Genomic DNA, 23,557 nt, shown 5'->3' with positions numbered 1-23,557 from the left:
TTCTGTTGCTGTGAAACATTTTTCTTCTTCTATCAGTAGATGTAGTGAAAGGAGATGTTTCACATGCATGTATCCATTCAACAAGCCGGTTATGACGTCGGTCAGCCCGTCTTACAAGAGATCACGTTTTCCTTACACCCTGGATCCATCACCGGTTTGATCGGGACGAACGGTGCAGGAAAAAGTACGACGATTCAAGCGATGTTCGGTACGCTACCTTGGGTCGAAGGAGAGATCGATTTACCGGTCTCACTTGCCTATATTCCGGAGCAGCCAACCTATTACGAATATTTGACGCTCGCCGAGCATCTTGAGCTGGTCGCCTCGCTCCACGAGACAGATCATGCCTATACCGAACGACTCTTAAAGACGTTCGAACTGCATGCCGTCACGAGTGACTATGTATCTTCTTTCTCTAAAGGAATGAAACAGAAGGTGATGCTCGTCTGTGCCTTGATGCAACGCGCAGACTGCCTGATCATCGATGAACCGTTCGTTGGTCTCGACGCGGTCGCGACGATTCGGTTGTTGCATTTACTCGAAGCAGAACGAACGCGTGGCGTTGCGATTCTGCTCGTCACCCATGTCCTTGATTCCGCAGAACGTCTGTGTGACGACTTTGTCTGGATTGATCAAGGGCGCATCAAACATCAAGGAACACTCGCTCAAATCGGTGCAGCCTCTGGTCAGCCCGGTGCCCGCTTATTCGACATCATGGAAGCGATGGTGCTCGAGCATGATTGAAACCTTTTTGAAGCAACGGATCCGTCGACGGCATGCGGAACAGCGTCGCTTCTTTCGAGAAATTTTCGATTGGACGATTTTGCTGTATCTCGTCATTCCAGTCGGTCTGTTCATCATCTATGAGACGGTTCAAATCTTAAACGGTCAAGCGGACTGGGTTCAAACGGTTCCGGTCGCTTGGATTTTACTCGGATGGATTCTGTATGGATTCCTGCCCGCCTTTTACGCCTGGTTCGAACCAGCAGATCGCCTCTTCTTCAAACCGGTTCCTGGAGCGATCGTTCGAATGAAGTGGTATTCCGTTCGGTATCACTTCGTGCGGATTTTTCTATTGACTGCCGGATTACATCTACTCTGTTTTCCGTTACATCGCATCCGGTTTGACCAGTCTAGTATCACCGTACTGCTGATTAGTCTTGCGCTCTCTTTGCTCCAACCGTTCTTTAGCTTTTGGACATACCGGTTATCTGGGCAACGGTTCTTGCGGAAATGGAGCGGTCATCTCGCCCTGGCAACCGGACGCATCACTCTGTTGCTCCTGCTTTGGCTTCAACCGCATCCTGCTCTCTTCGTCGTCGCACTGTGTGTATTGCTGTTCGGATTCCTTCATGTCCGGCACTGGTCACGGCGTGAGGACGGATTAACGGAGGATATCCTGTTGTCAACGAAACGACAGTCGAGTTTATCGGCGACCGTCCTTGAATTGAACGGTGCCTTACCAAAGCCGTCTCACCGAAAGCGCCCGTTCCTTCATCTGCGATTATTCAAGCAGACGCACCAGCACCTCCCGCTGATCACGTATCTGCGGGATCCGAGTAAACGTCGTTTCTTACTCCAGCTGTTTGCTGCGATGAACTACGGTCTTCTCGTCTTACCATGGATCGGACGCGGTCTCGTTTTCGCTTTCGTTCTATTCGTCCTCTATCAAGAAGTAAAGCAACATACCCAGTGGTTCAAACAGCAACGTTTCTATCGGCTCATTGACTCGAATTCTAAAGCATCTAAGGAAAATAAAGTCATTTAAAATATATGGTAATGTAGTACTTTCACCGTATTTCCTTTCGTACACTAAAAGAAATCCAATAAGAACGGAGTGTGTGCGGATGAAGTGGGGTCTGTATCCGAAAATGTTACTCGCTTTTCTCGGTCTTGCAATTGTACCGATCGTCTTAATTGGCTCGTTCTTGTATGTCGAAACAAAAGGTGCGTTGACAGACGAGGCCTATTCAAAGCTTGAGGCGATTCGTGATGCTAAAAAAGCAACGGTCACGCAACATATCGATGAGAAGTTCTTGAATCTCGAAGCGTTAGCTGAAAATGAACAAGTCCAGCAGGCATTCGCTCCTTTAACGAAACAGTTTGCGGACGGTGGACTGGCGAATGACGCCTACCAACAAGAAGCGAAGAAATTCGATACGTATTTCAATCAGTACATCGAACAGTTCGGCTTCTATGACGTTTTCTTCATTGATTCAGACGGAAATGTCGTCTACACCGCATTCAAGGAACCGGACCTCGGTCAGAATGTCGTCACGGGTGATCTCAAATCGTCTGGGCTCGGAAAAGCCTATCAAAACGCCTTAACACAACAAAAAGGCGTCATCGCCGATTATGCGTATTACGAACCATCACAAGCTCCCGCTGCCTTCTTTGCGATCCCTTATGTTGACCCAAAGACGAAGCAAAAGCGCGGGGTGCTTGCGCTCCAGCTCGACGGAAATAAAATTAATAAAATCATGAAAACAACGGCTGGTCTCGGTAAGACCGGTGAATCGTATCTCGTTGGTGCCGATCAACGTCTACGGTCTGATTTCCGGGCAACGAAACAGACCGAAGTCGGCGAAAAACGCATTCAATCGACGCCGGTCAAACAAGTCATTGCTGGTCAGACGAAAACGACAGAAACAACGGACACAGATGGTCATGAAGTCGTGACATCCTTCACACCCCTTAAAATCGCTGGTCTTAACTGGGGATTGATCACAGAAGTCCATACGGAAGAAGTCTTTGCTGCCTTGTCTGATTTCGTCCAAAAGCTATTGATTGCGTTAGTGGCGTTAATTGCTCTCGTTGCACTCGCTGCAATTCTCTTCACACGCACACTCGTCCGACCGATTCGCGCGTTACTGCACAGTGCGGGTGCGATTGCCGAATACGATTTATCACAGCCCGTCGTTGCGACGTCACGTGATGAGATTGGACAGCTCTCCCGTTTATTTGAGACGATGCGCCTATCTTTGATTGATCTCGTGAAACGGGTCGATACGATGTCACGGACGATTGATGACTCTCTCGCAGAACTCGTCGTTGAAGCCGAAGAGACCGGACACGGAACGAAAGAGATGGCACATGCGATGACTGGCATCGCCGCGACCGCCCAGCAACAGTCCGGTGCGTTCGACGGGCATACAGCGTCCTTACAATCCTTGACGGCAACAATCGAGCAGACCGCGCAGACATCGGCTCTCGTCGTCGATAGCGCCAGCCGTTCGGAAAGTCTCGCGACGACCGGACGTTCGGATTTACATGCGGTCACGGAACAGATGCAATCGATTCAAAACGCGATTGACGAAGCCGCCGATAAATCACGCCGCGTTCAAACCGCTTCTCAAAATATCTTAGAAATCATCAGCATCATCGAATCGATTGCTAACGAAACGAACCTTCTCTCGTTGAATGCTTCGATCGAAGCGGCCCGTGCCGGGGAACAAGGCAAAGGATTCGTCGTCGTTGCACGCGAGATTCAGAACCTTGCCAATCAATCAAAACAATCGATGGGACGTGTCCAGGAGACGATCGATTCGATCCAACGCGAGACAAAACAACTCGAAGACGCGATGGCACGCGGAACCGTTGCCGTTCAGGACGGTGTCGTTCGTGTCACGGAAGCGACGCAGTCATTTGATTCAATCGTCACCCAGTCCAAAGGGGTCACCGTTGATATGTCGGCCCTTTCGGAAACGAACCGGGATGTCTTATCGACCGCTTCGCACCTCGTCGCGCAAGCCGAACAATTACGCGCCGGAATCATCGCCAGCGCGCAAGACAACCAACACGCATCCGATCAATCGCTTGCCTTCAGCGAACGAATGGATGTCGTGCATACGCTAACGGAAGAGATTTATACACTCTCACGTGAATTGCACGAGACAATTAACCGCTATACACTGGATTAAACTTGAAAGGAGACATGCCTCATGCCGACTCACTTATTCCTCTTTGGAGGCGGTCCTCCTTTTACACCGCACTTACGAACACGATTTGCCGCATTAACGAACGGTGGACCGGTTGCGATTCTATACGTTCCGCGGCCCGGTAAGGTCTGGACGAGCTACGCCTCGATCTATACGAAGCCTTTAGAGGAAGATGGCATCTCGTCTTTCGTCCATCTGCCACTGTCTGACGCACCAACAGACGGACAACTCGCGCAACTGAAGCAGTGTCAAGGCATCATCATCTCCGGTGGCGAGACCGAATTGTATCAGCAATGCTTGGTCGACACACCGATTGGTGACATCATTCAGTCGCGTTTCGCAGATGGTGTGCCGGTCGTCGGCTTTTCAGCCGGTGCCCTCGTTTCGCCCGAACGGTGTATCATTCCGGAGATCGACCAACGCGACAATCGACGTCTTCGCTTGCCTGGTCTTGCCTTACTGAAAGACACGGTCATCTGTGTCCATTATGAGACGTGGGGCGAAGCTGCTCATCTCACGCAATCTTTTACGGAAGAAGGCACAGACCGTGCCTTCGGACTCGCTGACGAGAGTGGGATCTATCTACGCGATCAGTACCTCGTCGAAACAGAAGGAACCAATCCTGTCGTATTGTCGCGGAGTCCCGTCGTATGACAGCAATCGTTCCTGCCGTCAAAGGCATCATCATTCACGAGCAACGTCTCCTGATCGTCCGCCGGGCTGCTGCTGACTTCGGTGGCGGCACGTGGGAATGCCCGGGTGGCAAGATCGACTTCGGTGAATTACCAGTCGACAGTCTTGTTCGCGAGATAAAAGAAGAGACACAGTTGACGGTTACCCCGGAGCGTCTGCTCTATGCCTCGAGCTTCCTGACGCATCCCGATCGGCAAATCATTTTGTTGATGTACGTCTGTTCGACGCATCAAACGGACGTTCAGTTATCAGCAGAACACGACTCCTATCTCTGGGCGGACGAAGAAACGATCCGTCAGTTGATTGCACCGAATATTTTGGCTGATTTTGAGCGATATGATGTATTTTCGTTACTGCATCGCTAAACACAACTGCCCCGCCTGACCAGTTGGTCGAGCGGGGCAATTTTTATTTACAGTAAAGGATCTCGATAACAGACAACACGATTCCGACCGGTTTGTTTGGCTTCATACAATGCTAAGTCCGCTTTCTGGACGGTCTCAAATACAGTCGACGCTTGATCGGATGAAGCAGCCCCTAGCGATAACGTGACATGAAAGACGGGATGCTCCTTATAAACGAAGTGTTGATCGGCGCAGGCAGAACGAATCCGCTCCCCCAGTCGTTCCGCTTGTCGGAGTGGTATGTCCGGCAACAGTAAGACAAACTCTTCACCACCGTACCGACCGACGACGCCCTGTTCTGGACAATACGATTGCAAGAGATGACTGAGTTGCCGTAAAACGACGTCGCCCCCTTCATGTCCGTATGTATCGTTGATCGATTTAAAATGATCGAGATCAAGAATCAAGACGGAAAAGACCGTTCCGTTCTGAGCGTACTCGGCTAACGTCTCATCGAGTTTCCGGCGGTTTCCGAGTTGCGTCAGTCCATCCGTTAAAGCCAGTTCCTGTTGCGTATGTACGAACAAAAAGTGCTTCCTTAGTTCCTGTAAGAAACGATAGGTGACGTAGCCACCAATCATGATGACGATGATATAAACGAACGCAATTTCTAAAAATCGTTCGAACGTATGCGTCAATAAATAGAGTGCCGGTAAGCTGTATGCGATACCAGTTCCAAGCAATACGAGATAATCTTTCATTCGCTGAGCAGCAAACCGGCGATAAATCGTCGCTGTCACAAGTAACGCGACACAGATCAAGGTCGTCAGAATCAATCCTTGATATTCGCCAGCTGGTGTCACCGCAAATCGGGCACCGATGATGAACAACATCGTGATGCTACCGCTCACTAATCCTCCATAAAAATATGCCGTGACGAGCGCAACGAGACGCAAATCAATCTTTGCAACGTCATAGGAGATACTGTTAAAGATCAACAGCGCACCAATCACACCGGCGATACAACCGATCACGAGTCGGACTTGTAAGGAGGAGTTGGGCGAAATTCTCTCGATCCGTCGTAGCGGTAGAAACGCAAACAGCAATGTCGCAATCAACAGTGAGAAGTTCAACAACAATGAATTAAGCAACGTAAGCACGACGACATCCTCCTCATTGCATTTCAGATAGTTACTCTATTCCCGTCAGATTACACATTCCCCTCTTTTTCCAAGGTTTTCAAACAAGAGGAGAGGGAATCAAACAAATATGTCTATCGTCTACATCATTAAGGGGGAATCTTTCATGGACCGTCAAGCCGAAAAACGAAAAAGTAAGATGCCATTCTTCATCATTCTTGTCATCGCTATCTTCGTCATCGTTGCTGCTGCGTTGATCATTTACGTCACATCCGAACCAAAAGAAGAGACACAAGCACTTATGACCCATCTTGCAACTGTCCTTCCGATTTACGTGAATTAGATTCACAAGACCTTTACACAAGCCGTACAACACCTTCATACATGTTGTTTCTTCTCCTTCCGATAGGTACACGGGAGGAGATGTTTTTTTATGCTTACGAAAAAACGATTATTAGCACAGCAACTAAATGGATGGTTGATTCCGATCGTCGCTATCGGATTGATCATGATCAGTGGTCTAAGCGTTTACGCATCGTATCAACAATCCGTCGCAGCGACTGAGGAGCGACTAATGCGTGAGTTAACGATGTTCGACGCGAACGTCCGGGCAACATTTCTCGCGTATCCGGAGGACGCGACAGACCGCTCGCGTGCCATCAAACGATTGCAACAGCAACAGCGAACCGACTTATCACGTGACGACTATACGATCCGTTTTCAAAGCCTAAACACGAGTGAGGCGTTCCGACCGTTGACACTCGAATCAACCAAACGAAAACAACTACTGCAGCACTTAAAGAATGCACGTACATATGCTTTTTCGAATCAAGACCAATTTCTTGTCGCGATGACGATTCCGGAACTCGATGACGTCATCTTACTGACGACCGATCGCGATAAATTAATCGCCCCTGCTCGAGATTTAGCTTGGACACTCGTTTGGGTTAGCGTAGTCACGCTTGTCAGTATCAGCCTCTTGATCCGCTGGCGAATTCAACGACAACTGGCACCGTTATCGAAACTCGCCTTACAGATTGAAGAAGCGCATGCGAAGCGATCGTATCGTCCGTTAACGCTCAAGACGACGACCTTCGAGTTACAACAGCTGACGTTTCAATACAATCAGTTGATGCAACAGATTAATGACTTAACGACGGAGATGCAACAAGCCAGTCAGGAACTTGAATCCGTCCAGCCCCACTTCTCTTCGCGCTTATCCGCAATGGATCAATCAGTCCATGCCGTCGATGAAGTCGCCGGTTCCTTACTTGCGCAATCGACACAGATGGATCAGACGATCGTCGCCTCGACACGTTTGACGGCCCAAGGACACGATGCGTTGAGCGAGATGCAAACGACACTTCTGAACAGTCAACATGCCGTAACCCGTTTTCAACAGACCGTCCAGACGAATCACACGACACTTGAGACCTTACAAGAGGAAAGCCAGTTACTGAAGGAACAATCCACGACGACAGAGCAGATTTTGAAACAGACCTCACATCTACAGCAGCAAATGGAGAACTCAATTTCGCATATCCAGCGCGTTGCTGAAGAGACACGCCGCTTGTCACTGAACGCGCTGATTGAGGCAACCCGTGCCGGAGAAGCCGGTCGTGGCTTCACGGTCGTCGCTAAGGAGGTCGAAAAACTCGCGATCGATATTAGGACGAGTACGGACCATATTCGGCAGGTCAATCAGACATGGACGGCGGGGCTCGATCAAGTCGAACAAGCACTCTCGCAAATGACGGAACGTTTTCTTTCGACGTCGCAACAACTCGAGACGGCAACGGAGCATTTGCAACAAATGCTGACCGAAGCGACGACGATTGAGACGACACTGGGTACCGTGGAACACCAACGTCAGATCGTCGCAGATGTTCAGTCGAACATGCAGGAACATCTACAGTCGGTTCAGCAGTTGATGTCAGAACTCTCGTCTTACAGCCAGGTGCTCGGAGAACAGATGCAACACCACGTCAACCAGCAGACGGAACTGAAGACACATAGTGCTGTACTCGAGTCGCGGATTAGTTCTTTGCAACAAACTATAAAAAATTAATTTTTTACATTTTTCCTAGTATTAATCTTTAAATTACAATATTTACTTATCATTTAATATGAAATAAAATGTTTTTTGGTAGGTAATTTTATATTTAAGGGGTTAATGAATCAATGGAAGAAAAGAAAAAGAAAAAAGGCGGCTGTTGTGGCTGTGGTTGTCTCATCTTTATTATTTTAATTTTCTTAGGCGCTTGTGGCGCTATTTTTGGAGAAGATGACTCTGACGATAAAGACAATAATACAAAGAGTCATCAATCTACTAAAGACTTGGACTCTGATGATCATAAAAATAACACTGAAGAAAAAAATGATGCTAAAGTTAAGGAAGAAGCTGACGCTAAAACTAAAGCAGAAGCTGATGCTAAAGCTAAAGCAGAAGCTGACGCTAAAGCTAAAGCAGAAGCTGACGCTAAAACTAAAGCAGAAGCTGATGCTAAAGCTAAAGCAGAAGCTGATGCTAAAGCTAAAGCAGAAGCTGACGCTAAAGCTAAAGCAGAAGCTGACGCTAAAGCTAAGGCAGAAGCTGACGCTAAAGCTAAGGCAGAAGCTGACACTAAAGCTAAGACTTGCTTAAATATTCGGGGTAATATCTCTAGTTCAGGTGAGAAAATATATCACCTTCCTAATCAAAGGTTTTATAGTAAAACGGACCCTGAACAAGTTTTTTGTACAGAAGGTGCAGCTGTAAGTGCTGGATATCGCAAATCAAAAATCTAACTAAAAGGACCGGATATCTCATTTGATATCCGGTCCTTTTAGTTAGCTAATAAATTTCGCTTCCTTCTTATCGATAATGTTGCGAATCCGGTTCTCCGTCACCTGATACTGCTCTGCCAATTGACGAATCGTTTTCCCTTTTTCGTACTGCACACGAATCGTTCGAATCTGAAACGGTGATAGCGTCACATGTTGATTTAACAAGAGATCAAACTCACCAAGTAGTTCGTTATATTGCTGATCGATTGAAGGCAGGACGTCTAAATTCGACAACTGATCGTCAGATCGTTTACCGTTGCGTCGGACGAGTTGTGCTTCCGTGACGTCTGTCGTCAGAAAAGCTTGTGCAACAAGCATTCCGACTTGCACCCGTTCTCCTCGACCACGTTGATAGAGCGTGACTTTCCGATATCCTTCCCGATTGAGCCGTGGACGGAGCAAGACACCTTTTCGGCGTTGCCGGACACCGCGACATGTCACGATCGTCCGGTCGAGCGACCTTACGCGACCTAGCGACGAGACTTCATATATACCTACATAGCCGATGACGGCTTTCCATTGTTCTTGCATGATTGTCCTCCTTCAGACAAGGACACGACGGGACTTCATATCTGAATTATATCAAATTACGAACAAACGTTCTAGTGATGTCACTCGTCGGAATGTGCTATTCTTAGCAGAAAAAGGAAATGAGGTTCGTCCATGAAATTTGTCTTGTTACTTGGTCCCCAAGCGGTCGGAAAGATGACGATTGGTCAAGAAATCGAACGATTGACGGAGATGAAAGTCTTCCATAACCACCAGACGATCGACCTGTTATTACCTTATTTTGATTTCTCTGAACCCGCACATCACCGCTTAAAGGATACGATCCGGCGCGAGATGTTCAAGGAAATGGCGAACAGCTCGCTCGAAGGTGTCCTGTTTACATTCCTCTGTCTATTCGGCGTCGAAGGCGGCGGTCTCGAGTTCATTGAAGAGACAGTCGAATTATTCGAACAAGCGGGTGCTGACGTCTATATCGTTGAACTCGATGCGCCGGTCGCAACCCGTCTGCACCGGAACACGACCGAAAACCGATTGACGCATAAAGTAACGAAGCGCGATCTCGCTGCTTCTGAACAGGACTTACGCGAGACGGCGGACGGATACCGGACACGCTCGCTACCAGGCGAACTACCAGACGTCAACTATCTCTTCCTTGATACGGAACAGTTAAGTGCACGTGAAAGCGCTGAAGCGATTTGCGATCATTTCAAATGGTCCAAAACAACGGTCTAATCACTAAAGCCCCGTCCTGCTCAAGTAGGCGGGGCTTTAGTGATGGAGTTCGCGTGCATATCGATTCGCTTGCAACTGAAATCCGTTCCGACGCCAGACCGTCTCACTGCCTGCCTCGCCGTAGACACGCGTCAGTAATAACGTCCGCGCGAGATACGATAGAATCGATGTCAGTGCTTCCCTGATGTACCCGCGCTGATCGTTCTCATCCGTCGTCGTGTAACGTAAGTTTCCGATCGATCCATTCCATGTGAAGGTAATCGTTCCGACGATCGTTCTCTCACGTAACGCATGTAGCGTCCACTTACAACCCGATTCTTCATCCGTTGCTTCGACAAACAACCGTGACGTCGTAAAATCCGGATGTCTCCCTTGCATTCAGCTCTCCTCCTCGACCTCGAACGTTGCTGTCACGTAAGCCTCTCCGTTGATCAAAATCGTCAATGTATGTGTCCCGGGATAATGGACACGCGTCGTCATGTTCCGAAACGATTGGCGTCGTTCGACTTGTAAGACACCTTTGACTTCCCGCTCCCGCAGTTGAAACACCTTCCGACTCGTTCTGCGTTGTTTGACGTAATCGATCGCGTATTCAAGACGCAGACGTTGTTCAACGGAACTGTGCACTTGAAACGAAAATTGTAACTCTTGACCAATCGTCACCGGTGAGACGACTAAGTCCGTCACCTCGACCTCACCTTGCGTAACGTGTCCGAACAACTGCAACACGTCTGGGTTTCCACGCTTCAGTAACGTCCGGGAGGCGTGGCGCAAAATCCAGTCCGTGTTCGGATCTGTTCCTAAGTGGCGTTCGATTCGCTCGATCAAGTATTCCGGATGTGTCTTTGAAATATCATTCAAATGATTGGCGACACTTTTTCGGACGTAGAGTGACGAATCCTGTAGTAAGGCGTCAAGAATCGGTAATGCTGGACGCGGGTCAGCAATCAGACGTGGGATCGCTTGTCCCCACGGTAAACGCGGTCGTGTCCCTTCGGACGCTAAACGACGGACGTGTTCATCGTCTGATCTTGTCCATTTAAGTGCCTGCTCGAGGAAACGTTCCTGATCAGCAAGTAAAAAGCGACGAACGGCGAACTCTGACGTCGAATGTGGCGTCAACTTGGCAAGTGTCTCTATCGCAAGCGTCCAGTCAGCAAGGTCTGCCGTCCGTTCGACATACTCTGGAAAAACAATTCCCGGTAACCCAGTAAACTGCGGTGCGAGTCGCTCTAGCTCCCCCGCCGCATCCGGAAACGGTGGCAAAATCGTCTCTAGTGTCTCCGCCACACGACGGACGCGTTGTTTAAACGCGAGTTCTTCCCAGTCTTCCCGTTCGACTCGTCTTCGAAAATCCGGTACGTCGACCGCTGCTCCTAAGCGATCGAGCCAACTCGATGAAAATACATCTTTAATCAAACTCATCCTTCATCCAGTCCTCTCTGTGTGCGCTCCAGTTTGAGCAATGTTTCCTTGCGTGCGAGTCCACCCGCGTATCCACCTAAATCTCCATTCGTCCGAATGACCCGATGGCACGGGATGACGATTGCCAGTTGGTTCGCTCCATTCGCTCGTGCGACGGCACGAACAGCAGTCGGTTGACCGATCCGGATCGCCAGCTCTTGGTACGAGATCGTCTCCCCACTCGGAATCCGCTCGAGTTCTTCCCATACACGGCGTTGAAATGGTGTCCCGTACCGCATCAGTGGCGTCTGAAACGATACCGGCTCTCCTTTGAAGTAACGACGGAGCTCCGCTTCAATCTGTCCAAAGACCGGTGACTCCCCGGGGACGATGACAGCACGCGCTTTCTTACGCAATTGTTCGATTTCCCGTTCCAGTCCGCGTCGGTCGACGAACTCGAGCAGATGTAAGAGTTGATCGTCGGCAATCGCCAGCATCGAACCGAGTGGTGTATCGAGCCATTTCGCGCGTAAGACCTGCCCGTCAAAGCGCGATGGTGCTTGTCCGAGAATCCGTGCTGACGCCTCACGAAAACCACTACTCGATTCATAACCTCCAGCTAACTGTCCTTCGATAATTGGCTTACCGGTCCGGATCTCCTTCATCGCAAGCCCCATCCGTCGTGCCCGAGCATACGCGACGAACGTCATCCCGAAACGCTTCTTGAACTGACGGCGTGCCGTTGATTCATCGAGACCAAGTGCTCGGAAATCGGCTTCCTTGAATCGTTTGTCTGGTTCTGCCTCGACCGCTTCGATCAAGCGTTGAATCGTACCATGATCTCCGGGATAAGCAAGCGGATGACAACGACGGCACGGTCGATACGAGGCAAGTAATGCCTCTTGCGCCGTCTCAAAAAACTCACAGTTCTCCGCTTTCGGTTTTCGTGCCGGACACGTCGGACGGCAAAAGATGCCGGTCGTCTTGACGCCGACGAAAAACGTCCCTTCGTATGTCGCGTCCCGGCGAACGAGCGCTTCATAATACGTGTGATGTTCCATCGCCTTCCCCTCCTTTGTCCTTAGTATACCGGCTTGTCCGGTCATCATGTCGCCGAAAATCAGGCATTGATATGTTTAAGATTCACTTAAGAAACATCGTCCTGTTTTCGAAAGGGACGACGTGCATACTACATGATATACTCAACGGAAAGTAGGGTTTTCATGTTTGATTTCTTAAAAGAAGCACTTCACGCACCACTCCGTGTTGGAGCCGTCGCACCGAGCAGTCCACGCCTGGCTGAGATGATGGCACGACGCGCCGTCGCCGATCGTCCACGCCAGATTCTTGAAGTCGGAGCGGGTGACGGAGCGATCACCAAAGCTTTACTGGCCGCTCGTTCATCGGAAACACATCTCTTGATTTGTGAACGGAGCGAAACGTTCCGCCCGGCACTCGAACAATTACTGGCTCAGGAAACGAATGTCACTCTCTTGATTGGTGACGTTCAAGGATTATCCGATTCATGGAGCGGACAGATCGACGTCATCGTCAGTGGTCTCCCGTTTGCGTCGTTCCCGGCAGCGTTACGGCATGATTTATTGGCACAATTTCAAACGTTACTACGATCAGGCGGTCACTTCATCGCCTTTCAATACACCCGGTTTCAGTTCAAGATGTTCCGGGACTATTTTCAAGAACACAGTTATTCGCACACGCTCTACAATCTTCCCCCGGCTTACGTTTTCGAGGGGGTGCAACAGGAGGAATCTACACATGCCCACGCTCTTGATCGTTGATGATGAAGCCGACATCCGTCAATTGCTTCGACTCTATTTAACCAATGAAGGGTACGAGATCATTGAAGCCGAAAACGGCGAGGAAGCGTTAGCGACTCTTGCAACGCGTCCAGTCGATGCGATGTTGCTCGACGTGATGATGCCCGTTCGCGATGGCTTCTCGACCGTTCAAGCAGCACGTGCTGCCGGTCACACGTTACCCGTCCTGATGCTGACAGCGAAACGCGAAGACATGGATAAAATTCAAGGTTTGACCTTCGGGGCGGACGATTACATCGGTAAACCGTTCAATCCGCTTGAAGTCGTCGCCCGCGTCAAGGCACTGCTGCGGCGTGTCAGCCAGTATCATGTCCCGACTACCGCTTCAGCAGTCCAGGTCGGACCATTCACGCTCAAAGAAGACGAACGCGTCATCTTTAAGTATGATGTACCGCTCGCTCTGACACGCCGTGAATTTGATTGTTTAGCGCTATTCTTGAATCATCCGCGCCGTGTCTTCTCGGCTGACGACCTCTATGAGCGGGTTTGGCAGGAGGAAGCGCTTGGTTCCGCGTCGAACGCTGTCATGGTCCTGATCCATAAACTCCGCGATAAGATTGAGGACGTCCCAAAAGAACCGCGCCACCTCCAGACGGTCTGGGGCGTTGGTTATAAGGTTGAGCCATGAGACGGATCAAACTGACGGTCTGGATGCTCGTCTTACTCTTACTTGCCGCGCTCCTCAGTACAGCGTTATCTTGGTTGTTGTCTAGCCAATTACCGATTGGCACAACGACGATTCCTCGTTATTACTATACGACGGAAGCGCAAACGATTCAGGACGTCAAACAGGACATCACTCGCTATCAACAAGGGCAAACACCGAACGGTCCTTACGAATGGGCAGTCTATGGAGCGGATGGGCGTCGTATCGCTGCGTCCGACAAATATCCGGAAGATTTGACGCCCAGTCGGTTGCTCGCCGCCCAAACGCCATCGGAACGTGAGCCCTCTAACGAAGGAAAGATACGGACATTGCATCATATCGAAGCCATTTCCCTACCGAACGATGAGTCTGGTTTTTTCCTGACAGTAAAAAGAGAAAAACCAACATTAAATGAATATCAAGTCGGTAATCCGAATGCCTTCTTCATTTTACAAGTCGTCTTGTTCATTCTCTTTTTACTACTCTTGACGCGTTGGATTGCCGGATTATTCCGGGAACTCGAGCGACGGCTCGAACGGTTGACGGTCGAACCGCCACCAACTGAATCACTCCCACCGGTCAGAGGACCGAAGGAGTTTAAACTGTTCGCCCAATCGATCGAACGAATCGAACAGGAACTCCGAACTTTACGGATGCGTGATCAGGAGCGGTTCGTAGAACAGTTGCGCTTGATCACTAGTCTTTCGCATGACTTACGGACGCCCTTGACCTCAATCCAAGGTTTCATCCAGTGGCTGACGGAAAAACATGAGACGTTATCTGCGACAGAACGCGCGGAACTTCTAGCGATCGTCACCCGCCAGTCGGAAACGCTCGCTGCCCGGATCGATGAACTGTTCACGCTCGCTAAATTATCGAACACCGATTATCCAGTCGAACGGATCTCACTCGACCTCGTGACTTTAACGGAACAAGTCCTAGAGCTGTTTCCTGGCACTTCTTCTACTGTCAATGGTCCTGCACACGCGATTCTCTTCGCCGATCCGATGCTCTTACGGCGCTTGCTTGAGAATTTGATTCGCAATGCAACACTTCACGGGACCGGGGATCTTCGAATTACGATCAAAGAAGAAACAGAAGGCGTCCAGCTGATCTGTTCGAATGCGATTGAATCGACTTATACGCTAGAGGAACTAAACGAATGGCTAACACCGTTCGGGACGTCCGATGCTTCCCGCTCGTCTGGTGGTTCTGGCATCGGTCTGTCGATTGTTCAGCAAATCATGGCACGTCATGCAGGGAACGTCGCGTTGACTTCACAAGACAACCGCTTCATCGTGACCTGTCGTTTTCCACATGTTTCGTAAGCCTGCATCCGATGTACGCATCGGGTGCTTTTTTGGTTAGGTTGTTACTTCTTAGACACTTCTTTGAAATTGGAATTCGATACACTAAAGACTGTTAGAAATTAGTTGTCGTTTTAAAGGAGTTGTTCGTGTCTTATGAAATCCTCGTCTCGTTCGATTACATATATGCCAGGGCTTGATGGCTTACGTGCCTTTGCCGTTTTGTCTGTCATTCTCTACCATCTATCTGTTTCATTCTTCTCCGGTGGTTTCCTCGGTGTTGATCTCTTTTTCGTCCTATCCGGTTATCTGATTACCGGTCTCTTGTTACGCGAGTGGCAAATGACCGGACGCCTCGATTTGAAACGGTTTTGGATTCATCGCTTCCGTCGCCTATTCCCAGCCCTATTCGTCATGCTGTTACTCGTTCTCGGGTACGTAACCGTCTTTGAACGCGAACTGTTGCATACGGTTCGCCAAGATAGTGCCTTTGCGCTCATTTACGGGACGAACTGGTGGTATATCTTCCATGACGTCTCGTATTTCGAGTCGTTCGGTAAACCGTCACCGATCCAAAACCTTTGGTCGCTCGCAATCGAGGAGCAGTTCTACCTGCTATTCCCGATCTTACTTTGGTTCGGAATGAAAAATCGCCGACTGTTCCTGCAATTGATGGGGGTTGCGGTCGGTGCATCCGTGCTCGCGATGGCGATTCAGTTCACACCCGGTGAAGATCCAAGTCGCGTCTACTATGGCACGGATACTCGGTTATTCGCCCTATTGATTGGGAGTCTGCTCGCGTTCGCATGGCAGCCGACTCGCTTTAAGCTCGATATTCCGACACGCGGTGTCCGGTTACTGAATCAAACAGGTGCCGTTACTTTGCCACTCTTGCTTATATTAATGATCGTCACAAGTGAGTTCGGCAGTTTCTTATACCGGGGTGGCTTTTTCCTTGTCGCCGTCCTTGCTGCGCTATTGATTGCTACAATTGCTCACCCGGCGTCGATCTGGAGTCGCTGGTTTGCGCATCCAGCACTTGTTGCGATTGGTAAACGATCGTACGGTCTGTATCTGTGGCATTTTCCCGTCATCACACTGATGACGCCGGTCGAGCAAATCGGTACGTTCTCGTTGTTCCGGACCGTGCTGATCGTCGTCGTGCTTGTTGCCTTGACCGAAGGATCGTATCGCTTCATCGAACGTCCGATCCGTCAGCATGGACTGTCCGGTTACTTAAAACGTCTATCGTTACATCCGCGACAGTTACGTCAGTTTTCAACGATGCAGTGGACGAGTGTTGCCGTGTTGACGATTCTCATCGTCAGCTTCATCGGTAACTTATCGATTCTTGCTGTCTCCGATACGCCAAAGCCAGAACCTGCTTTCGAGAAGATAGCGGCACCAAAAGAAAAACCGAAGCCGGTCCTCAAACCGACGACACCGAAAGCAACATCCGATCAGCGAAAAATCTGTCGCCCGACGCTTGCGATCGGCGACTCGGTCTTGCTCGGTGTCGAAGATTATCTCGGCAGTACGCTCAAACAACTGACAATTGATGCGAAACTCGGTCGTCAGCTCCGGGAAGCGATTCCGCTGAGTGAGCAGTATGCCGCGTACAATCAGCACGGACGGCAAGTCATTCTACACCTCGGAACGAACGGTAGCTTTCGGAAGGATCAGTTGAACAGTTTACTCGATCAATTCGCAAATGCCGATCACGTCTATCTGGTCACTGCACGCGTCCCGCGTCCGTGGGAAGCAGAAGTCAATCAGATGTTACGCGAGGCATCGAAACGGAAGCGAGTCGAACTGATCGACTGGCATGCCGTTGCCGTCAAACATCCATCTTACTTCGAAGAGGATGGTGTCCATTTGAATATCAAGGGCGCACGTGCCTATTCGAAGATTCTTGCGAAGGCAACGAATTGCGCTGTTTCAACAAAATAAAACCACGTCAAACAAGGTAGCGGAGATTTCCTCCGCTACCTTTTCATGTTCACCCTGTCGCTAGCAATCCAAGATAAATCAGACTGACGCTGAATAAGCTTAACAAGACACCCACTGCATGGCGACGATATCCGAGTAAGAGCAGTGGTAAGCTCGCAATGCCCATCATCAAGACCCACCCGTCCCCTGCTGGACCACTGAACGGTAGTTGCCCTAGCGTCGGTTGTTCTAGACGACTGAGTGAAGCGCTCGCCATGAACAGCAATATTAAAATGATACTTTCCATCCGGAGTAGTGGACGCGGATCGTACGTTGAGTCAAAACGCAACCGACGCCTTACGAGCGTGCCATTACAGAAAGCATAGAATAAAAGCGGCAACAGCAAGAGATGCTTCAGTAACAACGCTTGACCGTATGGCACACCCCAGAGATTCGGATAACGTTCAAGCGGAATCGCCAGTTGCATCAGTAACAGACCCGACAGGATGACACCCGTAAAGGCAATCCGGGCAAACGGACTGAACCAACTTAAAAAGGCAGACCAATGAGCGGTCGAGCGGGCACCGATGGCTACCCAAAACACGACACCGATCCAAGCTGTCACACATAAGAAGTGACTAAATTGAAGTGTCCACCCGAGCGCACCGTATTTGGCCGCCGCGTGACTCGTTCCTGCGATGCCAATCCATAACGGGATCGTCAAGAGTGCGAGCAGGATGGACCGTCGCTTTTGCCACGCGAGTACAATCAATAGGAGTAAAGCAGAGAAGTAAACGACAAGAAACATCCGACCGATATGCAACTCCAGTAAACCCGTTCGAAGAGCCTCTGTCATCGTTTGCGTCGAAAGCAGAAAACGAACGGCACCAAAGACTGGGATGCTCGTTCCAAGAACGAGCATCCCGAGTCCCGCTACCGCCCACGACGTACCGTCCATTAATGGCGGTTTCCGTTTCCTTGGGATGAAGCATAATACCAAATAGCCCATCCAAAGCGCTCCACCCATATAGACGAGTAGTTCTCCTAGAAACGCACTCATGTCGTGCGACGACGTAACAAGAGAAGGATGACGATACTGATTAACAGTCCCCCGACGATCCATGGGAGCAGTGTCGGAACGAGTCCTTTTGAAACTGGCTCCGCTTCAGGAACGACTGCTGCTTTTGTTTCCATCGGCTCAGCCTTTTCTACGGTGCTTGTTTCAGCTTTTGCCTCACCTAGTACCGTAAAACGAATCGTTCCTTTAACGGGATGACCATCATCTGAAATCGATGCCCACTTGATCGTGTATTTTCCTTCCGTTAAAGGCTCTGAGACGACAGCACTCAGTTCATTTCCGATGATGAGCGGTTTTGCGAGAGACTGTTCGACGCCATTCGCGTCTACTACACGTAAGGTGCTTGTTTTTTCAACAGCCTCACTAAACGTCAAGCGGATCCGATCGACGGGTTCAGATAATGCCGATCCCTCTGCCGGATTCGAGCTTTTTAAACTCGTGTGTGCTTCGACCGATATGGGCAACAGACAAATGAGGAATAGAAGGGCAAATCGGATGATGCGCATGTCGTTTACCTCCTTTCTGCTTGATGTGTACAAGAAAACCCGCTGTCACCAGCGGGTCGTCCTTTATTGTTGCGGGCGACGACGGAGTGCGAAGAATCCAAGGATCGATGCTGCTGCGATACCAAGCAGTGACCAGACGATACCTGTCGTCGATGCTTTTTCTTGCATACCACCGAGACCAGTGTTCGGCATTCCAGGCGCGCCTTTGAATTTATCTGGGAACTGATCGACGATTGCTGTCGCAGTCCCTTCCCCTACACCGTACATATGCGCGTACGCTTCGCGAATCGCTGGGTACGCTTTGTCGTAATCTTTTTCATTGTAGCTATTGAAGGCAAGCAAGAGTTGGTCAATGTGAACCTTCAACCCTTCTTCCAAATCTTTCGCTTTTAAGCGTCCTTCTGTTGCTGCATCGAGGAATGCTGCCTGTTCGACACGGTACTCATCAAGTTCCTTCACAGCCATGTCGCGTGCTTGATCATCTTTCGCACCTGTTGCTTTGACATAGTCAACGAAGTAGCCGATGTGGCTCGACCAAATCTTCTTGAATTGTTGCGCTGCTTCACTACCATAAACAGAGCCAATCGAAGCTGTCAGGTCATCCGTATTTTGATTCAAGGCACCGGCCGCAGCGTCAAAGTCTTTTGCTCCGTCAATCCCTTTTTGCATCGCGAGCACTGCAAGCGCCGCGTGTTCAGAGAAGTTTCGGTTCAGTCCGGCACGAAGATCAGCTGCTGGTGTATCAACTTTCGTATTTTTGAATTTATCTGGGTACTGATCGACGATCGCACCAGATAACCCTTCTCCCACCATATACATATGCTCGATGGCTTTACGTAGATTACTGTAGGCAGCATCATAATCACCAGCAACGTAGCTATCAAACGATGTTAACAGTTGCGTGATATGGACTTTAAGTCCGGCTTCGAGATCCGCTGCCTTCAGACGTCCTTCCGTTGCTTTATCGAGGAACGCAGCCTGTTCGACACGATACTCATCAAGCTCTTTCAATGCTTTTTGTTTCGCGTCTTCGTCCTTGGCACCAGTTGCTTTGACGTAATCGACGAAGTAACCGATATGGCTCGCCCAGATTTCTTTGAAGGCAGCGCCTGCTTCTTCCCCGTAGACGGAACCAACAGCTGCCGCTAAATCATCCGTGTTTTGATTCAAGGCACCGGCTGCCTGCTCAAAATCTTCTTTACCATCAATTCCTTTTTGCATCGCAACGACTGCGAGATACGCGTGTTCAGATAGAATTTGATCGAGTGTCGCTCGTAAATCCGATGCTGGAGATGAGACATCGAGGGAGACTTTTCCTGAACTGTGAGACATCTTACTATGGTCTTCATGACCATGGGCACTGACACCTGCTGCTGGAATCAACAATGCGGCACTAAGCGGAACAGCGAGATACGACTTTTTCATCTTCATCTTATGAACACCCCTTTGATTTTTTGGACTTCACATAGATAACGTAAGAAGTTCACGAATGGTTTTATCTTTTTACATTTTTTATTTAAAATATTTTTTTGGTCGAAATACTTCCGTTCATTACTTTAATTATTTTTTAGTTTTTATTTACTCGTTTTACGAAACAGACGACTTATCTTCTAATTCTTTCATTAGAATCTTCTTATAACCGCATCTTTTATCTTTTATAGAACAGGAGTGGACTTATGAAACGGATCTTTATTGGCGCAGTACTGGCTTCTCTCGTCGTCTCACAAGCAGTTGGACCAGTCGAAGCAAAAAGTAAATCGAAAAAGAAACCTGTAGTGCAAGTCGATCAAGACAAAAATGGTATTCCGGACGATTGGCAAAAACAATATCATTTGGGATATGGAAAACAAGTCGCAACAAAAGATCACGATCGCGATGGTTTGACAAATGCGCAAGAGTATCAACTTCGCCTCAACCCTACAAAATCGGATTCTGATCAGGATCGAATCAAAGATGGGCAAGAGGATGCGGATCGCGATTCACTAACAAACACGCAAGAATACAGTATACGTCTCAATCCATTGAAGAAGGATTCTGATCAAGATGGTATTTCTGATGATAAAGAAGACCAAGATCAGGATCGATTGACGACACGAGAAGAGTTCATCGTCGGTACGCAGCCACTGAAAAATGATTCAGATCGCGATGGCATCAAAGATAACGAAGAGGACCGCGATCAAGATACGCTTCTGAATGAAGACGAATTTGAACTCGGTTCTGATCCAACCAAAGCCGACAGCGATCAGGATGGAACACGAGATGATCAGGAAGATACGGATCAAAACGGCGTTCAAAATAATCAAGAACTCAAACGGATCATAATCAAAGTGACGGATACGAATAAGAAAAAATTCGAGTGGCGTTACAGCAATGAACATCAACGGAAAGAACTGCGCTTTAAAGACGAAATCGGTATTACTGATGTCGCGACGTTAAAAGACCGCCTTCTCGTCACGCCATCGATGACGGAAGAGGAATTAGTAACGTTAGTTGAACAGGCACTTCAATTGCCAAATATCAAAACGTTACACGTCCAGATCAAGTTCTATAATGGACAGGAACTCGAATCAGAAGATGAGCACTCAGATGACGATGATTCTTCGGATGATTCAGAAGATGATGATCAAGATGATGATTCAGACGATCATGGAGACGATGACGGGGATGATCACGGAGATCATGGTGATGACGATTAATCGTCTATACGAAAAATGAGAGGACGGAATACGATTCCGCCCTCTCATTTTTTATTTCCTTTTTCTTCAATGATGGTGACCGCTACTTCCACCAGCTGGTTTTGCTCCACCTTGTAAAATCTTCAAATCTTCTTTCGATAACTTACCGACGATGAACTGTTGCGTTGGCATGATCATATCTCCGTTGCTGCTCGCATGTGCTTTGACATAATACAAGCCGGATTTCGGTAGCGCCTTCGCAATCGTATAGACACCTGGCTTCGTCTCCTCTGCCGGTTCCATACTATAGCGCACTGTTCCGTCCGCTTTCCAGATTTCAAAGTGGACATAATCGACTTTTTGAACCGGTTTGGCTTCACGCCAGACCGTTGCTTCAAACGTCTGCTTTTTCTTTGCGTCCGGTTGTACGTCTTTTGGGACATTCATTTTGATCGATAGCGGCTTAGCTACGGCATACTGTTCTGCCGCATCGGAATCGACCGCACAGCCGGCAAGGCTCGTCGTCGTGACGAGCAGTCCGACGAGCACGAGTGTTTGCATCGATTTACGCATTGAAGAACCTCCTTACACTCGGAATACGACGAATGACGAGGAAATCGAGTAACCAGACGACGAGCAACGAGAGTCCAACAAGTGGGAAGACGATCCCAAGTACGACGAGTACCGCAAGGAATCCTTTTAACATGAATGCTTTCGGACCTTTTGGCGCCCCCATTCCCTTACTTGGTTTCCGCTTCAGCCAGAGATAGAAACCACTGATGGCCACGAGAATGATTCCAAGACAAATCAAGAGACTGATCAATTGGTTGAACCAGCCGAATTCCGTTCCTTTGTGGAGCGTGATTCCGGTCGCAACGATTTTCCCGACGACACCATAGTTGTCATAACGGTAGTCGGCGAGCACGGCACCGGAATATTGATCGAGATGAATCGTTGCTTCATCCTGTGCTTTCGCTGGATACGCAGACAGTGTATAGACTCCACTCGGATCACTCGGGATGCTGATTTTAAAGCTTGGATCCATCCCTTGTTGTTTACCGATCGCAACGATATCATCGATTGAAGCCGGAACAGCACCTTCGACTTTTGATTGCGGCACATCAAGTGTTTCGGCAGCCCACGGGACTTCTGCGATATCCTTCGTTTGAAGTGTTGACGTCGGTGCATCGCCACCCCAGATCGACGGTGGATAGCCCAGCCCTTGGTTCGTGACGATTGACTGGAAGTTCGCTCCCCAGAAACCAGACCACGGAAGACCGGTTAAGATGAGGAACAGCATCCCTGCTGTGATCCAGAATGCTGGAACAGCGTGGAGATCACGACGGAATAATTTCTTGCCTTGACGAAGACGCGGGAACAAGACGCCTGACAGTCCCTTTTGCTTACGCGGAAACCATAGGAACAGTCCCGTCACGATCAAGACGATTGCCCAACAGGCAACGAGTTCAACGATCCGGTCGCCGGTCGTTCCTGCCATCAGTTCTCCGTGAATCTCTTCGATTTTATTCATGATCCGGTCATCGTCTGATAACGTTCCGATGATCTTACCGGAATACGGATTGACGAAGACCGTCGCCGACATGTCTGATGATGAGACCTTCACTTCACTGGATCGATCGTCGGATTCACCCGGTCGGTACGACGTGACAAGTGCATCGGGATATTTCGCTTTGACGCGATCAATCTGTTCCGTCGCAGTGATACGATCTGCTTGTGGTGTAACTTCATAATACGATTGATACAGGACGTTTTCGATTTGTGGCTTAAAAAGATAAATGGATCCTGTCACAGCAAGCATGACTAGGAACGGCGCAAAAATGATACCAGCATAAAAGTGCCACCGCCAAATCGTCCGGTAAGCAGAAGAAGTCGGTGCTTTTTTGACCGTCTCTTCCGTCTGCATGAGATTCATATGTATCCTCCTCTGGCAATAAATATGTCCACTCTGTGAACACCTCTTAGTATAAGCGT

General features: G+C 49.1%; 24 protein-coding genes. 14 read left to right on the top strand and 10 right to left on the bottom strand.

Going from position 1 to position 23,557, the window contains the following annotated elements:
* The first annotated feature begins 63 nt into the window (after positions 1-63).
* The 5 genes from K7G97_RS01840 (at position 64) to K7G97_RS01820 (ending at position 4,996) form a co-directional block, all read left to right on the top strand.
* Complete coding sequence (locus K7G97_RS01840; protein WP_223041217.1) at positions 64-744, top strand: ABC transporter ATP-binding protein; 681 nt, start codon at positions 64-66, stop codon at positions 742-744.
* Positions 737-1,768, top strand: a complete 1,032-nt coding sequence (locus K7G97_RS01835) for an ABC transporter permease (RefSeq protein ID WP_223041216.1) — start codon at positions 737-739, stop codon at positions 1,766-1,768. The genes K7G97_RS01840 and K7G97_RS01835 overlap by 8 nt, the downstream gene beginning before the upstream one ends.
* 79 nt (positions 1,769-1,847) lie before the next feature.
* Positions 1,848-3,920: a methyl-accepting chemotaxis protein gene (locus tag K7G97_RS01830; RefSeq protein WP_262415824.1), complete on the top strand. Its 2,073-nt coding sequence runs from the start codon at positions 1,848-1,850 to the stop codon at positions 3,918-3,920.
* 21 nt (positions 3,921-3,941) lie between these two features.
* Positions 3,942-4,592 (top strand): Type 1 glutamine amidotransferase-like domain-containing protein, encoded by a 651-nt coding sequence (locus tag K7G97_RS01825; protein ID WP_223041214.1) that lies wholly within the window; start codon positions 3,942-3,944, stop codon positions 4,590-4,592.
* Complete coding sequence (locus tag K7G97_RS01820) at positions 4,589-4,996, top strand: NUDIX hydrolase (RefSeq protein ID WP_223041213.1); 408 nt, start codon at positions 4,589-4,591, stop codon at positions 4,994-4,996. The genes K7G97_RS01825 and K7G97_RS01820 overlap by 4 nt, the downstream gene beginning before the upstream one ends.
* Before the next feature lie 47 nt (positions 4,997-5,043).
* On the opposite strand, the gene K7G97_RS01815 is transcribed toward K7G97_RS01820, so the two are convergent.
* Entirely contained in the window at positions 5,044-6,135 is a 1,092-nt protein-coding gene (locus K7G97_RS01815; protein ID WP_223041212.1) for a GGDEF domain-containing protein, read from the bottom strand.
* Positions 6,136-6,280: 145 nt separating this feature from the next.
* Here K7G97_RS01815 and K7G97_RS01810 point away from each other — a divergent pair, with 145 nt between their 5' ends.
* From K7G97_RS01810 to K7G97_RS01800, 3 genes are all read left to right on the top strand, one after another.
* Positions 6,281-6,457 (top strand): hypothetical protein, encoded by a 177-nt coding sequence (locus K7G97_RS01810; RefSeq protein WP_023466867.1) that lies wholly within the window; start codon positions 6,281-6,283, stop codon positions 6,455-6,457.
* Positions 6,458-6,547: 90 nt separating this feature from the next.
* On the top strand, positions 6,548-8,182 hold the full coding sequence (locus tag K7G97_RS01805) for a methyl-accepting chemotaxis protein (RefSeq protein ID WP_223041211.1): 1,635 nt from the start codon (positions 6,548-6,550) through the stop codon (positions 8,180-8,182).
* A 113-nt stretch (positions 8,183-8,295) separates the two neighbouring features.
* Positions 8,296-8,901: a sunset domain-containing protein gene (locus K7G97_RS01800; RefSeq protein WP_223041210.1), complete on the top strand. Its 606-nt coding sequence runs from the start codon at positions 8,296-8,298 to the stop codon at positions 8,899-8,901.
* Positions 8,902-8,943: 42 nt separating this feature from the next.
* Here K7G97_RS01800 and K7G97_RS01795 read toward each other — a convergent pair whose 3' ends face one another.
* Positions 8,944-9,471, bottom strand: coding sequence for an NUMOD4 domain-containing protein (locus K7G97_RS01795; RefSeq protein WP_223041209.1), 528 nt, complete (start codon positions 9,469-9,471; stop codon positions 8,944-8,946).
* A gap of 132 nt (positions 9,472-9,603) precedes the next feature.
* Between K7G97_RS01795 and K7G97_RS01790 the strand changes: the two genes are divergently transcribed.
* Positions 9,604-10,182 (top strand): AAA family ATPase, encoded by a 579-nt coding sequence (locus tag K7G97_RS01790; RefSeq protein ID WP_087681845.1) that lies wholly within the window; start codon positions 9,604-9,606, stop codon positions 10,180-10,182.
* A gap of 36 nt (positions 10,183-10,218) precedes the next feature.
* Here K7G97_RS01790 and K7G97_RS01785 read toward each other — a convergent pair whose 3' ends face one another.
* The 3 genes from K7G97_RS01785 to K7G97_RS01775 are packed head-to-tail and all read right to left on the bottom strand — an operon-like array spanning position 10,219 to position 12,647.
* Positions 10,219-10,560, bottom strand: a complete 342-nt coding sequence (locus K7G97_RS01785; RefSeq protein WP_223041208.1) for a GNAT family N-acetyltransferase — start codon at positions 10,558-10,560, stop codon at positions 10,219-10,221.
* Positions 10,561-11,607: a DNA alkylation repair protein gene (locus tag K7G97_RS01780; protein ID WP_223041207.1), complete on the bottom strand. Its 1,047-nt coding sequence runs from the start codon at positions 11,605-11,607 to the stop codon at positions 10,561-10,563.
* Positions 11,604-12,647 (bottom strand): bifunctional transcriptional activator/DNA repair enzyme AdaA, encoded by a 1,044-nt coding sequence (locus K7G97_RS01775; RefSeq protein WP_133208276.1) that lies wholly within the window; start codon positions 12,645-12,647, stop codon positions 11,604-11,606. The genes K7G97_RS01780 and K7G97_RS01775 overlap by 4 nt, the downstream gene beginning before the upstream one ends.
* Positions 12,648-12,809: 162 nt before the next feature.
* Here K7G97_RS01775 and K7G97_RS01770 point away from each other — a divergent pair, with 162 nt between their 5' ends.
* From K7G97_RS01770 to K7G97_RS01755, 4 genes are all read left to right on the top strand, one after another.
* Entirely contained in the window at positions 12,810-13,385 is a 576-nt protein-coding gene (locus K7G97_RS01770; protein ID WP_223041206.1) for a class I SAM-dependent methyltransferase, read from the top strand.
* Positions 13,363-14,052 carry a response regulator transcription factor gene (locus K7G97_RS01765; RefSeq protein ID WP_214724919.1) on the top strand — a complete coding sequence of 230 codons (690 nt, stop codon included), beginning with the start codon at positions 13,363-13,365 and terminating at the stop codon, positions 14,050-14,052. Before K7G97_RS01770 ends, K7G97_RS01765 begins: the two co-directional genes overlap by 23 nt.
* Positions 14,049-15,398 (top strand): sensor histidine kinase, encoded by a 1,350-nt coding sequence (locus tag K7G97_RS01760; protein ID WP_223041205.1) that lies wholly within the window; start codon positions 14,049-14,051, stop codon positions 15,396-15,398. Before K7G97_RS01765 ends, K7G97_RS01760 begins: the two co-directional genes overlap by 4 nt.
* Before the next feature lie 135 nt (positions 15,399-15,533).
* Positions 15,534-17,327 carry an acyltransferase family protein gene (locus K7G97_RS01755; protein ID WP_223041204.1) on the top strand — a complete coding sequence of 598 codons (1,794 nt, stop codon included), beginning with the start codon at positions 15,534-15,536 and terminating at the stop codon, positions 17,325-17,327.
* Positions 17,328-17,376: 49 nt separating this feature from the next.
* Here the strand turns inward: K7G97_RS01755 and K7G97_RS01750 are convergent, their stop codons facing one another.
* The 3 genes from K7G97_RS01750 to K7G97_RS01740 all read right to left on the bottom strand — a co-directional run bounded on the left by K7G97_RS01750 (position 17,377) and on the right by K7G97_RS01740 (position 20,321).
* Complete coding sequence (locus K7G97_RS01750) at positions 17,377-18,429, bottom strand: copper resistance D family protein (protein WP_223041203.1); 1,053 nt, start codon at positions 18,427-18,429, stop codon at positions 17,377-17,379.
* Positions 18,363-18,890, bottom strand: coding sequence for a copper resistance CopC family protein (locus K7G97_RS01745; protein WP_050676875.1), 528 nt, complete (start codon positions 18,888-18,890; stop codon positions 18,363-18,365). Before K7G97_RS01745 ends, K7G97_RS01750 begins: the two co-directional genes overlap by 67 nt.
* 63 nt (positions 18,891-18,953) lie before the next feature.
* Positions 18,954-20,321 carry a hypothetical protein gene (locus K7G97_RS01740; protein ID WP_058704647.1) on the bottom strand — a complete coding sequence of 456 codons (1,368 nt, stop codon included), beginning with the start codon at positions 20,319-20,321 and terminating at the stop codon, positions 18,954-18,956.
* 245 nt (positions 20,322-20,566) lie between these two features.
* On the opposite strand from K7G97_RS01740, the gene K7G97_RS01735 reads away from it, so the two are divergent.
* A complete protein-coding gene (locus K7G97_RS01735) occupies positions 20,567-21,586 on the top strand; it encodes an MSCRAMM family adhesin SdrC (RefSeq protein WP_223041202.1) in 1,020 nt (339 codons plus the stop codon).
* Between the two features lie 66 nt (positions 21,587-21,652).
* Here the strand turns inward: K7G97_RS01735 and K7G97_RS01730 are convergent, their stop codons facing one another.
* On the bottom strand, positions 21,653-22,138 hold the full coding sequence (locus tag K7G97_RS01730; protein WP_214861503.1) for a FixH family protein: 486 nt from the start codon (positions 22,136-22,138) through the stop codon (positions 21,653-21,655).
* Positions 22,131-23,498: a PepSY-associated TM helix domain-containing protein gene (locus K7G97_RS01725; RefSeq protein ID WP_223041201.1), complete on the bottom strand. Its 1,368-nt coding sequence runs from the start codon at positions 23,496-23,498 to the stop codon at positions 22,131-22,133. The genes K7G97_RS01730 and K7G97_RS01725 overlap by 8 nt, the downstream gene beginning before the upstream one ends.
* Positions 23,499-23,557: the final 59 nt, after the last annotated feature.

The organism is Exiguobacterium acetylicum (genome assembly GCF_019890935.1).
Lineage (GTDB): Bacteria > Bacillota > Bacilli > Exiguobacteriales > Exiguobacteriaceae > Exiguobacterium_A > Exiguobacterium_A abrahamii.
This window is presented reverse-complemented; position numbering and strand designations above follow the sequence as displayed.